Origin of the sequence: Asanoa sp. NPDC049573 (genome assembly GCF_040676615.1) — a bacterium.
GTDB lineage: Bacteria > Actinomycetota > Actinomycetes > Mycobacteriales > Micromonosporaceae > Asanoa.
Genome location: NZ_JBFAPI010000014.1, coordinates 153,124 through 165,599, shown reverse-complemented (window position 1 = coordinate 165,599; position 12,476 = coordinate 153,124). Strand labels below are relative to the sequence as shown.

The 12,476-nt window shown below is 71.9% G+C and carries 11 protein-coding genes; 2 read left to right on the top strand and 9 right to left on the bottom strand.

Annotation, left to right across the window (positions count from 1 at the left end):
- Nucleotides 1–120: 120 nt before the first annotated feature.
- Nucleotides 121–1,437: a chloride channel protein gene (locus tag AB0J74_RS27895; protein WP_363453018.1), complete on the top strand. Its 1,317-nt coding sequence runs from the start codon at nt 121–123 to the stop codon at nt 1,435–1,437.
- Nucleotides 1,438–1,466: 29 nt separating this feature from the next.
- Here AB0J74_RS27895 and AB0J74_RS27890 read toward each other — a convergent pair whose 3' ends face one another.
- Together AB0J74_RS27890 and AB0J74_RS27885 are read right to left on the bottom strand one after the other, a co-directional pair.
- Nucleotides 1,467–2,297, bottom strand: a complete 831-nt coding sequence (locus AB0J74_RS27890) for an oxidoreductase (protein ID WP_363453016.1) — start codon at nt 2,295–2,297, stop codon at nt 1,467–1,469.
- Between the two features lie 105 nt (nt 2,298–2,402).
- Nucleotides 2,403–4,919: an ATP-dependent Clp protease ATP-binding subunit gene (locus tag AB0J74_RS27885; RefSeq protein WP_363453014.1), complete on the bottom strand. Its 2,517-nt coding sequence runs from the start codon at nt 4,917–4,919 to the stop codon at nt 2,403–2,405.
- 154 nt (nt 4,920–5,073) lie between these two features.
- Between AB0J74_RS27885 and AB0J74_RS27880 the strand changes: the two genes are divergently transcribed.
- Entirely contained in the window at nt 5,074–6,036 is a 963-nt protein-coding gene (locus AB0J74_RS27880; protein ID WP_363453012.1) for a DUF2267 domain-containing protein, read from the top strand.
- 63 nt (nt 6,037–6,099) lie between these two features.
- Here the strand turns inward: AB0J74_RS27880 and AB0J74_RS27875 are convergent, their stop codons facing one another.
- Genes AB0J74_RS27875 through AB0J74_RS27845 form a run of 7 tightly spaced genes read right to left on the bottom strand, consistent with a single transcriptional unit; the run spans nt 6,100 to nt 12,476 of the window.
- On the bottom strand, nt 6,100–6,741 hold the full coding sequence (locus AB0J74_RS27875) for a spermidine synthase (protein WP_363453010.1): 642 nt from the start codon (nt 6,739–6,741) through the stop codon (nt 6,100–6,102).
- A complete protein-coding gene (locus AB0J74_RS27870) occupies nt 6,741–7,568 on the bottom strand; it encodes a dioxygenase (RefSeq protein ID WP_363453008.1) in 828 nt (275 codons plus the stop codon). The genes AB0J74_RS27875 and AB0J74_RS27870 overlap by 1 nt, the downstream gene beginning before the upstream one ends.
- An 11-nt stretch (nt 7,569–7,579) precedes the next feature.
- The gene (locus AB0J74_RS27865) at nt 7,580–8,758 is read right to left on the bottom strand and encodes a SpoIIE family protein phosphatase (protein WP_363453006.1); all 1,179 of its coding nucleotides are present in this window, start codon (nt 8,756–8,758) and stop codon (nt 7,580–7,582) included.
- Nucleotides 8,755–9,558 (bottom strand): alpha/beta hydrolase, encoded by an 804-nt coding sequence (locus tag AB0J74_RS27860; RefSeq protein ID WP_363453004.1) that lies wholly within the window; start codon nt 9,556–9,558, stop codon nt 8,755–8,757. Before AB0J74_RS27860 ends, AB0J74_RS27865 begins: the two co-directional genes overlap by 4 nt.
- A gap of 49 nt (nt 9,559–9,607) precedes the next feature.
- Nucleotides 9,608–10,666, bottom strand: a complete 1,059-nt coding sequence (locus AB0J74_RS27855) for a LacI family DNA-binding transcriptional regulator (RefSeq protein WP_363453002.1) — start codon at nt 10,664–10,666, stop codon at nt 9,608–9,610.
- Between the two features lie 23 nt (nt 10,667–10,689).
- Complete coding sequence (locus AB0J74_RS27850) at nt 10,690–11,511, bottom strand: carbohydrate ABC transporter permease (RefSeq protein WP_363453000.1); 822 nt, start codon at nt 11,509–11,511, stop codon at nt 10,690–10,692.
- Nucleotides 11,508–12,476 carry a sugar ABC transporter permease gene (locus tag AB0J74_RS27845; protein WP_363452998.1) on the bottom strand — a complete coding sequence of 323 codons (969 nt, stop codon included), beginning with the start codon at nt 12,474–12,476 and terminating at the stop codon, nt 11,508–11,510. The genes AB0J74_RS27850 and AB0J74_RS27845 overlap by 4 nt, the downstream gene beginning before the upstream one ends.

Here is a 12,476-nt window from a genome sequence, read left to right as displayed (position 1 = left end):
GGTCGTCGACCCGCTGATCACGTGTCGGGTTTCCAGCGCTGCCGCCGGTAAACAGGTTGACCGCCTTTCGCTGCGGTCTGTCCGGTTAGTCTGGAAAGTAGAGCATCGGGGGGAGATGTCGTGACTGGTCCGTCGGCGGACGCGCCCAAGCCGATGGATCTGCTCAGGACCCGCGGTTATGTCGGGCTGCTGTTCCTGGGCGCGCTCGTCGGCGTGCCGGTCGCGATCGTCGCCTACTACTTCCTCGAACTGGTCAACAGGGGACAGCGCTACTTCTTCACCGACCTGCCCCAGGACCTGGGCTTCGCCGGCGCGCCCGACTGGTGGCCGATCCCGGTGGTCGCGGTGGGCGGGTTGATCGTCGGCCTCGGCCTGCGCTATCTGCCCGGCACCGGCGGTCACAACCCGGCGGAAGGGTTCAAGACCGGCGGCACCGTCGCCGCGCGCGACCTGCCCGGGATCGCCTGGGCGGCGCTCGCCACCCTGGTGTTCGGTGCGGTGCTCGGGCCGGAGGCACCGCTGCTGCTGATCGGTGCGGGTCTGGCGGTGCTGATCGCGCGGCTGATCAAACGGGACACACCGGAGAAGGCCATCGTGCTGATCGGTGCGGCCGGTGGCTTCGCGGCCATCGCGACCCTGCTGATCTCACCGCTCGCCGGCGCCTTCCTGATCCTCGAGGCGGCGGGCGCCGGCGGCGCCATGACCAGCGTGGTCCTGGCACCCGGGTTGCTCGCGGCGGGCATCGGCGCGCTCATCTTCGTCGGCCTCGACCACCTGACCGGCTTCGGCACGTTCTCGCTGGCGGTGCCGAACGTGCCGCACCTGGGCACGCCGACCGTCGCCGAGTTCGGCTGGGCGATCGTCATCGGACTGGCCGCGGCGGTGCTCGGTACCGCGATCCGGCGCCTCGCCTTCCAGATCCAGGCGATCGCTTCCCGTCGCACGATGCTGCTGACCGTGCTGGCCGGCCTCGTCGTCGGTGGGTTCGCCGCCCTGTTCGCCGGCGTCACCACCAAGGGCGCCGAACAGGTCCTCTTCTCGGGCCAGAACGCGCTCCCACCCCTCATCGAACAGGCCGGCACCTGGTCCGTCGGCGAACTGCTGCTGCTCGTGCTCTGCAAGAGCCTGGCGTACGGCGTGTCACTGAGCGCCTTCCGCGGCGGCCCGACGTTCCCCGGCATGTTCATCGGCGCCGCCGGCGGCCTCGCCCTGTCCCATCTGGCCGGCCTACCCCTGACCGCGGGCGTCGGCATGGGCACCGGCGCGATGACGGTGGTCATGCTGGGCGGCCTGCCACTCACGGCCGTGTTGCTGACGCTGCTCTTCCTGGCCTCCGAGGCGACCAACCTCGTCTCGCTGGTGATCGTCGCCGTCGTGGTCGCCTGGGTCACCGCGGCCCGGCTCTCACCCTGGCTGCGGCCGCACGCGCCGGCGTGATCGGGCGCCGAGGCGCGTTCGCGCTGCCGTCAATCGGTGAGGTCGGTGCTCGTGCTCAGCTGCCGCCAGGCGTCGAGTTCGGCCCGCTGGGCGTCGAGCACGCCGCCGAACGAACCGACCGCGTCGGCGCCGAGCAGCAGCAGCGCCGGTGGCCGGTCGGAGTTGACCGCGGCGATGAGAGCGCGGGCGGCCTTCGCGGGGTCACCGGGCTGGGTGCCGTCGACGGTGTCGACCTCCTTGCGGCGCTTGCCCGCGGTGCCGGCATAGTCGGCGATGACGGTCGCGGACTGGGTCAGGGAGCGACCGGAGAAGTCCGTGCGGAAGGCGCCCGGCTCGACCACCATCGCGGTGATGCCCAGCGGTTCGAGCTCCTTGCGCAGTGACCCGGTCATGCCTTCCAGTGCGGACTTGGTGGCGGCGTAGTAGCCGGAACCGGGCGGGCAGACCCGGGCGCCGATCGAGGATATGTTGACGATCGCCCCGTCGCGGCGGGCGCGCATGCCCGGCAGCACCGCCTTGATCAGGGCGACCGGGCCGTAGAAGTTCGTGGCGAACAACCGCTGCACGTCCGCGTCGTCGCCTTCCTCGACGGCCGCCCGGTAGCCGTAGCCGGCGTTGTTGACGAGCACGTCGACGCCGCCGAAGCGGGCCTCGGACTGCCGTACGACGTCGGTGACCTGCGCCGGGTCGGTCACGTCCAGGGCCAGCGCCAGTGCTGTGTCCGGGTAGCGGCCGGCCAGGTCCGCGACCGACGCGGCGCGGCGGGCGGTGACGACGGCCTGGTCCCCTGCGTCGAGGACGGCTTCGGCCAGCGCCCGGCCCAGTCCGCTGGAGCAGCCGGTGATCAGCCAGGTGGACATGTCGGTCTCCTTCGACGATGTGGCTACGCACCGCCGCCGACTGTACTTCGGGCGCTCAGAGGCCGACGGACGCGCGAACGGCGTCCGGCAGATCAATGCCCGCGATCAGGCCGCTACGGTCGATTCCACTTCGAAGGTCAGTTGGCCGTCGCGTTCGTCGACGCGGACCTTCTGGCCGGCGTTGACGCGGCCGTCCAGCATCATCTCGGAGAGCCGGTTGTCGACCTCGCGCTGGATGGTGCGGCGCATCGGGCGCGCGCCATATGCCGGTTCGTAGCCGTGCTCGACCAGCCAGCGGATCGACGCCGCGGAGAACTCGACCGCGATGTTCTGGGCGTGCATGCGGCGGCGGGTCTGCTCCAGCATCAGGTCGGTGATGCGGGCCAGTTGCTCGGGCTCGAGCCGGCCGAAGATCACGATGTCGTCGATCCGGTTGATGAACTCCGGGCGTAGCTCCTCGCGCAGCCGGCGGGTGATCCGGTCGCGCAGGTCACGCTGCGCGTTGCCGCTGCCGGCCGTCTCGAAGCCGACCGACGCCTGCTCGGCGGTGATCAGCTCGGAACCCAGGTTGCTCGTCATGATCAGGACGGTGTTCTTGAAGCTGACGGTGCGGCCCTGGCTGTCGGTCAGCCGGCCGTCGTCGAGCACCTGCAGGAGCAGGTTGAACACGTCTGGATGGGCCTTTTCGATCTCATCGAGCAACACGACGGCGTACGGCCTGCGCCGGACCGCCTCGGTCAGTTGGCCGGCCTCCTCGTAACCCACGTATCCGGGCGGGGCGCCGACCAGGCGGCTGACCGTGTGCCGCTCCTGGAACTCGCTCATGTCCAGCCGGATCATCCGGTCCTGGTTGCCGAACAGCGTCTCGGCCAGCGCCCGGGCCAGTTCGGTCTTGCCGACGCCGGTCGGGCCGAGGAACAGGAAGCTGCCGATCGGCCGGTTCGGGTCGCCGAGCCCGGTCCGCGACCGGCGGATCGCCTGTGCGACGGCCGCGACCGCCTCGTCCTGCCCGATCAGCCGCTCGTGCAGTCGCTGCTCGAGGTTGGCCAGGCGGGCCTTCTCCTCCTCGCTGAGCTGCCGCGCCGGGATGCCGGTGGCCCGCGACACCACCTCGGCGATGTCATCGGCGGTCACCTGCGGCACCTGTGCGCGGCTGCCGCCGCCGCTGTCCTCGATCTGCTTGCGCAGCGCGGCCACCTGGTCGCGCAGGTCGCTGGCGCGCTCGTAGAGTTCGGCCGCCACCGCCTGGTCCTTGTCGCGGCAGAGTTGCTCGATCCGTTGCTCAGTCTCGCGTTCGTCCTTGGCCACCGCGCCGCTGCGCAGTTGCACCCGCGCGCCGGCCTGGTCGATCAGGTCGATCGCCTTGTCGGGCAGGAACCGGTCGGCCAGGTAGCGGTCGGACAGCTCGGCCGCCGCGACCAGCGACTCGTCGGTGAACCGCACGCCATGATGGGCCTCGTAGCGGTCGCGCAGGCCGCGCAGGATCTCGATGGTGTCGTCGACGCTCGGCTCCGGCACCAGGATCGGCTGGAACCGACGCTCCAGCGCGGCGTCCTTCTCGATGTAGCGCCGGTATTCGTCCAATGTGGTCGCGCCCACCGCGTGCAGCTCACCGCGGGACAGCGCCGGCTTGAGGATCTGGGCCGCGTCGGTGGCGCCCTCGCCGGCGCCCGCACCGACCACGGTGTGGATCTCGTCGATGAACACCACCAGGTCGTCGGTGTGCTCGCGGGCCTCGTCGAGCAGGTTCTTGAGCCGCTCCTCGAAGTCGCCGCGATAGCGGGTGCCGGCGACCAGGCCGGTCACGTCGAGTTGCACGAGGCGCTTGCCGGTCAGCGTGCGCGGCACCTCGCCGTCGACGATCCGCTGCGCCAGGCCCTCCACGATCGCGGTCTTGCCGACACCGGCTTCGCCGATCAGGACCGGATTGTTCTTGGTGCGCCGGGCCAGCACCTCGACGCACTGCTCGATCTCGTCGGCCCGCCCGATCACCGGGTCGATCCGGCCCTCCCGGGCCAGCGCGGTCAGGTCTCGCCCGTACTGGTCGAGGGTCGGTGTTCCGGTTGTCGACTCCTGTTGCTGCGGCACGCGCGGCGCGGCCGGCGCGCCCGGTTGGGCCGCGGCCTGGAGCGACTCCGGGTTGATGCCGTGCATCGCCAGCAGCCGCCCGGCCTCGGTCTCCCGGTTGAGCGTCAGCGCCAGCAGGATGTGCTCCGGGCCGAGGTAGGACGAGCCGAGCCGGCGGGAGATCTGGTGCGCCTGCAGCAGCACCCGCTTGGCGTTCGGGGTCAGCGCCGGCGGCCCCGGCACCGCGCCGCCCTTGCGGTCGCGCTGCTCGATCTCGCCGGCCAGGGTGGCCGGATCGGCGCCCGCGCGGGAGAGCAGTTCGTTGAGCGGCGGTCGCTGGGTCATCGCCCAGAGCAGGTGCTCGGTGTCGAGATCACCGCTGCCCAGTTGTGCGGCCTCGCCGGCCGCGGCCTGGAGCAGATCGCGGGCGTCCTGGCTCATGACCTTGCCCAGGTCGAGTCGGGCCCGGGGTTGGCCGGGGGATAGGAACTGGGCCATGAACTCGTCGAACGGGTCCCCGCCGAACGGCCCGTTTCCCCAGTATCCGGTCGACATCACCATCTCCTCCGTGTCGGCGGCGATAGGGCGGCCCGTACCCGTTCGTCCGACGGGCAAACCGGCAAGCGCGGCGTACGGGGTGAGTGGTGCACTTGTGTCGAAAGCGCCAGAACGGGGTGTGTACTCCTGTCCGCAGCGGGCAATCCAGCTCATGGCCCCCAAGGAGATGGAAGGCGACAACCGGCGCCGCCGCGAGCTGGCCCGGGAAGCGCGCAACGCCAACCGCTCGCCCAGTGCGGAGGGTGTCACGCTGGGCGCCTCGAAGCAGCAGGAACACCGGCCGGAGAAACGCCGCGCGGGCCCGCCGACGGCCGGTCGGCACAAGCCGGAGGCCGGCGCGACCCGGATCCCGCAGTTGGGCGAGCCGGGGCAGGAGTGGCCACGCCGCGCGGCCGACGAGGACGGCACCACCGACGCCGGTGCCGGCCCGCGGCTGCGCTATCGCGAGCTGGTCGGCGAGGTGGCCCGGCTGACCGGCGACGAGTTCCACGCGGCCCGCGAGCTGACCCGCGCGGTGGTCGGGGTGACCGCCCGGTCGCTCGACGAGCCCGACGGGAAACGCCTGATGCAGACGCTTCCGGGTGAGCTGGAGGTGGCCCGCGCGCTGGCCGGGCCGCCGGAGCGCGACCTGACCATGTTCCTGCGCGAGGTGGGCCGGCTGCTGGAACGGCGGCCGGAGGAAATAAGGGTCAAGGTCCAGGCGGTGTTCGCCGTCCTCGGCGACGCCGGCATCGACCTGCCGCTGCCGCCCGAGTTGGGTTCGCTGGCCGAGCCGCTGCCGCCCGACGCGCGGACGCCGTCGGGGCACCCGCTGGCGCTCGACGACGACGAGGTCTCGGCCGCCCTGCGCGACCTGCCGGACTGGTCCGGCGACCGGCGCGCGATGAGCCGCACGATCGAGTTGCCGCCCGACAACCTCGACCGGGTGCTGCCGCTGATCGAGGGGCTGCGGGCCGAGACCGGCCGCTCGCCGCACATCTCCCGCCCCGCGCGGGGCACGGCGACGCTGACCGTCTACACCGCGGCGACCGGCACGGTGACCGAGGCCGACGTGGCCCTGGCCCACCGGGTCGACGCGGCGGTCGACGACGCCGGCGCCGGCATGGCCGGCTAGCGGGTTTCACGGCGCCGCCCTGCTCAAGGCCGGGCGGGCCGGCGGGCCGGGACCGGCAGCGGGTCAGGACCGGCGGGCGAGGTAGACCACGTCGGGTTCGCCGTGTGGCACCTCGGTCAGCCTCGTCTCGACCTCGCCGATGGTGGCGGCCAGCCGGGTGGCGTAGGCCGCCGACGCGCTGGCGCTCCACACGGCCAGCACGCCACCCGGGTTGAGGTGGTCGCCCAGCATCGCGGTGCCGGCGTCGCCGTAGAGGGCGGCGTTGTCGCCGAACACCGTCCAGTCGGGGCCGTTGTCGACGTCGAGGCAGATGGCGTCGAAGCGCTCGTCGGTGTCGGCCAGCCAGCCGCCCAGGTCGGCCGTGACCACCCGGACCCGCGGGTCGTCGAGCGCTCCCCCGCTGAACGGTGCCAGGTGGGTGGCGTGCCAGGCGACCACGGCCGGCTCGATCTCGACCACCACGATCTCGGCCAGCGCCGCGTACCCGACCGCCTCGGCCAGCGAGAAGCCCACGCCAAGACCGCCGATGAGCAGCCGGCCGCCCGGCGCCATACCGGCCAGAGCCGCCCGCACCAGGGTGCGTTCGGAGGCGCCGGAGCGGGTGTCCATCAGGAACACCCCGTTGCTGATCAGCTCGTAGTCGCCGTTGTCGCGGCGCAGGACCAACTCGCCGCGGGAGGTGTCGACTCGTTCGACGGTCTCCATCACGCCGCCCGCAGGACGAAGTCGTGCTCGACCAGGGTGCTGCCGTCGGGCTGCGCGAGGAACTCCTTGACCAGGCTGGCCCTTACGCCGAAGACCGCGTCGCTGTCCAGATAGGAGCTGGCGGCGTCGAACAGGTGGGTGGTCACCGGCTCGTGGCCGTCGGCCGAGACGATGACGTGGATGTGTGCCGCCCGCCAGGGATGCCGGCCGCTGGCGCGCAGCAGCACGCCGACCGGGCCGTCGTCGGGGATCGGGTAGCTGACCGGCCGGCTGGTGCGGAACACGAAGGAGCCGTCGTCGCCGGTGCGGAACCGGCCGCGCATGTTGCCCGGTGGCTGGCCCGGATCCTGCACGTCGTAAAGACCGTTGGAAGCGCATTGCCACGCGTCGAGCACCGCACCGGCCAGTGGGCCGGAGGCGCCGCGCACCAGACCACGCACCACGCACGGGCTGCCACCCGGATCCGCGACCGCGATCGAGTCGCCCGCGGCCCGCCACGGCGCACCGGGCACGTAGAACGGACCCAGGACGGTCGCGTCGGTGGCCGCGTCGACCGGGTGCGCGATGGTCTCCACCAGCGACGAGAGGCCGAGCGTGTCGGACAGCAGGATCAACTCCTGGCGCTGGTCGTCGCTCATCCGGCCGACCGCGGTGAGGAACCGGATGCCGGCCAGCCACTCGGCGGGCGACAGCGAGACCTCGCGCGCGAAGCCGTGCAGGTGGCGCACCGCGGCCTGGAGCACCTCGCGCAGGCGGGCGTCCGGCGCCCCCTCGATGCGGTCGAGCACCTCCCGGGTCAGCTCGCCGGCCGGATCGGTCTGGTTCATAAGCCGACAGCCTACGGACCACTCTGGACGGTTGCCAGCGCGCCGATGGCCATCACCGCCACGTCGTCGTCCAGGCCGCCGTCGAAGGAGCCGAGCAGCGCCTGAACCGCGGCGACGGCCGAGGAGGCGGTCGCCGGTGCGACGCCCGCGGCGTACGCGAGCAGCTCGTCCGGGCCGTAGCGCCGCCTCGTGCCCGGCGCCCGGGCCTCGGTGAGCCCGTCGGTGTAGAGCAGCAACGTGTCGCCCGGCCGCAGCGTCAGCGTCTGCGCGTAGTAACGGGCGTCGGCCAGGACGCCGACCAGCGGACCGCCGGTGGCGGGCAGGTAGTCGGCCGTGCCGTCGCCGCGCAGCAGCAGCGGTGGCGGATGGCCGCCCGTCGCCATCGTCACCTCGACGCCGCCCTCGCCCACGGCGAATACGCCGCACACCACCGTGCAGTGCCGGTGCGTCGGCGAGCGGTGCTCCTGGTAGAGGACGCTGTTGAGGCTTCCGACGGCGGCCGCCGGGTCCGGATCGTGGAAGGCGGAGGCCCGGATCGTGTAGCGGGCCATGGCCGTGACCGCCGCGGCCTCGACGCCTTTGCCGCAGACGTCGCCGAGCAGGAACCCCCAGCGGTTGCCGGGCAGCGGGAACAGGTCGTAGAAGTCGCCGCCCACCTCTTCCGCCGACGCCATGTGGTAGTAGGCGGCGGTCTGCGTGCCGGGCGGGACGGGCAGCGCCGCCGGCAGCAGGCTCTGCTGCAGCGAGCGGACGAGGTGGGTGAGCCGATCCCGGTCGCGGTCGGCGGCCTCGCGTGCGCGCAGCAGTTCCTGTTCGTAGGAGCGGCGTTCGCGGGCGTCGAAGACGATGACACGGATCTGGGCCGGACCCCCGCCGGGGTCGGTCAGCACCACGGCGGTGACCAATACGGGTAGCCGGGCGCCGCCGGCCACCCGCAACTCGAGTGCCACGCCGGCGATCTCGCCCTGCATCCGCAACAGCGGCGCCAGGTGCGTCTCGTAGTAGATCCGGCCGCCGACGTTGAGCAGGTCACTGAACCGGAGCTGGCCGACCACCTCGTCGCGGCGCAGGCCGATCCAGCGGAGCAGGGTCGCGTTGGCCCGCACGACGGTGCCGTCGAGCGTGGTCACCAGGCTGCCGCACGGCGCGTCGTCGTCGTAGCGGTCGTCGGGCGTGCGGGCGGCGGTCACCAGAGCGAGCCGAGGAAGGACAGCAGCGCCGCCTCGGTCTCGCGGGGCGCGCTGAGCTGGGGGCAGTGACCGGTGGCGTCGAGCCTGACCAGCACGCTGCCGCGGATCCGGTCGTGCACGTAGGCGCCGACCTCGGGCGGGGCGATCACGTCGTCGCGGCATTCCAGCACCAGCGTGGGCACGGACACCGCCGCGAGGTCGGCCCGGTTGTCGGACAGGAAGGTCGCCCGGGCGAACGAGCGCGCGATCGTCGGGTCGGTGCGGCAGAAGCTGTTGGTCAGCTCGGCGCCGAGTTCGGGCCGGTCGGGGTTGCCCATGATCACCGGTGCGATGGCCTGCGACCAGCCGAGATAGTTGCTGTCGAGCGAGTCCAGCAGCTCGTCGATGTCGGACCGGCTGAACCCGCCCCGGTAGCCGGGCTCGTCGATGTAGCGGGGCGACGGCGTGACCAGTGCCAGCCCGGCGAACAGGTCGGGCCGGCGGTTTGCGGCCAGTACCCCGATCATCGCGCTCACCGAGTGGCCGACGAAGGCCACGTCGCGCAGGTCGAGGTCGGTGCAGATGCGCAGGACGTCGTCGGCGTAGCCGTCGAGGGTCGCGTAGCGGTCGGCCCGCCAGGCCGACAGGTCTGAGCCGCCGGCACCGACATGGTCGAAGAGGCCGACGCGGTGCTGCTTGGCCAGGCTCGGCGCGACCAGCCGCCACATGTTCTGGTCGCAGCCGAAGCCGTGCGAGAGCAGCACCACGGGGCCGTCGTCGGGGCCCAGCCAGGTGATGTTGTTGCGCTCCCGCACATCCATCCGGCCATCCTGCCACCGCCGGCCGACGGAGTCGGGTGTGCGGGTGACGTCAGGCGGCGGGGGCGACCGCGCTGTCCCGGACGATCAGCTCGGTGGCCAGCTCGATCCGCGGGCTTTCGATCTGCTCGCCGCGGGCCAGCCGGAGCACGGTGCGGGCGGCGAGCAGGCCCATCTCGGCCAGCGGCTGGCGCACGGTGGTCAGCGGCGGCGAGCACCAGCGCACCTCGGGCAGGTCGTCGAAGCCGACCACGCTGATGTCGTCGGGCACCCGCAGCTTCTGCTGGCGGACGGCCTCGTACACCCCTAATGCCATCTGGTCGCTCGACGCGAAGATCGCCGTCGGCGGGTCGGCCAGCGCGAGCAACTCGGTGCCGCCGGCGAAGCCTGCCTCGTGGTAGAAGTTGCCCGGCCGGATCAGCGTGTCGTCGACCGGGACGCCGGCCGACTCGAGCGCCGCGCGATAGCCGTCGAGGCGGGCCCGGCTGCACATCAGGTGGGGTGGGCCGCCGATGAAGCCGATCCGCCGGTGGCCGAGACCGATCAGGTATTCGGTCGCGTGCAGGCTGCCGACCCAGTTGGTGGCGCCGATGGTGGGCGCCTCCTGCGGCGGCACGCCGGCCGGGTCGACGATCACCACCGGGATGTTGAGCCGCCGCAACTCGCTCTGCAGCGGCGGTTCGAGCGTGGAGGTCACGAAGATGACGCCCTCGGTGGAGCGGGTGCGGATGTTGTCGAGCCACTGCTTGGCCGACGAGGTGCGGCGGTGAATGGCCGACACGACCGTGCCGACGCCGGAGGCGTGCGCGACGTCTTCGACGCCCCGGATGATCTCGACCGCCCACGGGCTGTCGATGTCGTTGAAGACCAGGTCGACCAGGCCGGAGTTGGCCCGCATGCTGGGTGGCCGGCGCCGGTAGCCGTGCTGGCTGAGCAGGTCTTCGACCCGCTTGCGGGTGTGCGGCGACACGTCGGCGCGGCCGTTGAGCACCCGCGAGACGGTGGGCACCGAGACACCCGCCAGGCGCGCGATCGCCGCGATGGTCACGGTCCGCTTGTCGTCGGCGGCACCACCGGAGGCCGCACCTGGCATGGATCGCCCTTTCGTCATGGTGTGGAGCCTACGACCGTCGATCAGCCCTTCACACCGCCGGCCAGGCCGCCTACGAGCTGACGTTCGGCCACCGCGTAGAAACCGAGTGCCGGAATCATCGAGATCACCACGTACGCCAGCACGCGCGCGGTGTCGTCGGAGTATTGCCCCTGGAAGGCCTGCACACCCACCGGCAGCGTCCACCAGTTCTGGTCGGTGAACACGACCAGCGGCAGCATGAAGTTGTTCCAACTGGCCACCACGGCCAGCACCGACACGGTGGCCAGGGCCGGGCGGGCCATCGGCAGCAGGATCCGCCAGAAGAAGCCGGCCGGGTTGCAGCCGTCGAGGGTGGCCGCCTCCTCGACCTCGGCCGGGATCGTCCGGAAGAACTGCCGCAGGATGATGATGGTGACCGGCAGCCCGAACGCGGCCTGCGGCAGGATCACCCCGAGCGGGTTGTCGAGCAGGCCGATGGACCGCAGCAGGATGAACAGCGGCAGGATCGCCACCGCGAACGGGAACATCAGTCCGGCCGCGAACAGGGTGAACAGTGCCTCCCGGCCGCGGAACGCGAAGCGGGCGAAGACGAACGCCGCCATCGCCGACGCGCCGACCACCACCAGGGCCGTGGCCACCGCGATCAGCGTGCTGTTGGCGAGCTGCCGCCAGAACACGCCGGAGGCCAGGATGCCGGTGTAGTTGCCGACCACCCACGGGTGGGGCAGGCCGAGCGGGTTCTCGGCGAGCTGGCCGTTGTCCTTGAAGCCGCCCAGCACCCCGAACAGCACCGGCACCACGATCAGGGCGCCGATGACGATCGAGACGAGGTGCAGGACGAGTCGCCGGGCCGGGGTCGTCATCGCTGCACTCCCTTGGTGGTGATCGCGCCCTCGGTGTCGCGGCGCATGATGACGCGCTGGTAGAACAGCGCGAACGCGAAGCTCAGCACGAACATGATGATCGAGATGGCGCTGGCGTAGCCGACCTCGAAGCGGCGGAAACCGTACTGGTACATGGTCACGGCCATCGTCTCCGAGGAGTGGATCGGGCCGCCGCCGGTGAGCACCCAGACCATGTCGAAGAGCTGGATGGTGCCGATCACCGAGAGGAACACACTGACCCGGATGGTCGGGCCGAGCAGCGGCAGCGTGACGTGCCGGAAGGCCTGCCAGGCGCTGGCGCCGTCGGTGGTGGCCGCCTCGGTCAGCTCGCGCGGGATGCTCTGCCGGCCGGCCAGGTAGAGCACCATGTGGAAGCCGAAGTACTTCCAGGAGATCACCAGGAACAGCGCGAACAGCACGGTGTCCGGGTCGGCGAAGACGGTGCCGGCGTCGGCGCCGAGCCAGCGGGCCAACCCGTCGCCGAGGCCGCGGTTCGGCGAGAAGACGAGCGTGAACAGCACCGCGGTGGTGACCTCGGAGAGCACGTACGGGGCGAAGAAGATCAGCCGGTAGACGCCGCGCCCCTTGAGCGGCTGGTTGAGCAGCATGGCCAGGCCCAGCGCGACGGGGAGTTGGACGACCAGCGAGAGGCCGATCAGCACCAGCGCTCGCCACAGGTCGCCGCGGAAGGTCGGGTCGCCGAACGCGCGGGTGAAGTTGTCGAGACCGACGAAGTTCTCCGGCAGACCGAAACCGTTCCACTTGTACGCGCTGGCGTAGCCGGCGACCAGGATCGGGGCGACGACGAGGAGCAGGAACAGCGCGAGCGCGGGCGCGAGGAAGACGGCGACGGTGGCCAGGCGGCCCGCTCGCGGCCGGGCCCGGCGGCCCCGCGGTTGCGGGACCGCCGGCACCGCCGCGACGGGTGGTGTGGTGGTGAGCAT

Excerpts from the sequence above, each read along its gene's own strand:
- AB0J74_RS27880 (WP_363453012.1), top strand. The coding sequence starts at position 5,074 with ATGGCCCCCAAGGAGATGGAAGGCGACAACCGGCGCCGCCGCGAGCTG.
- AB0J74_RS27860 (WP_363453004.1), bottom strand. The coding sequence starts at position 9,558 with ATGGATGTGCGGGAGCGCAACAACATCACCTGGCTGGGCCCCGACGAC.
- AB0J74_RS27855 (WP_363453002.1), bottom strand. The coding sequence starts at position 10,666 with ATGACGAAAGGGCGATCCATGCCAGGTGCGGCCTCCGGTGGTGCCGCC.
- AB0J74_RS27890 (WP_363453016.1), bottom strand. The coding sequence starts at position 2,297 with ATGTCCACCTGGCTGATCACCGGCTGCTCCAGCGGACTGGGCCGGGCG.
- AB0J74_RS27885 (WP_363453014.1), bottom strand. The coding sequence starts at position 4,919 with ATGTCGACCGGATACTGGGGAAACGGGCCGTTCGGCGGGGACCCGTTC.
- AB0J74_RS27850 (WP_363453000.1), bottom strand. The coding sequence starts at position 11,511 with ATGACGACCCCGGCCCGGCGACTCGTCCTGCACCTCGTCTCGATCGTC.
- AB0J74_RS27870 (WP_363453008.1), bottom strand. The coding sequence starts at position 7,568 with ATGAACCAGACCGATCCGGCCGGCGAGCTGACCCGGGAGGTGCTCGAC.
- AB0J74_RS27845 (WP_363452998.1), bottom strand. The coding sequence starts at position 12,476 with ATGCTCACCACCACACCACCCGTCGCGGCGGTGCCGGCGGTCCCGCAA.
- AB0J74_RS27875 (WP_363453010.1), bottom strand. The coding sequence starts at position 6,741 with ATGGAGACCGTCGAACGAGTCGACACCTCCCGCGGCGAGTTGGTCCTG.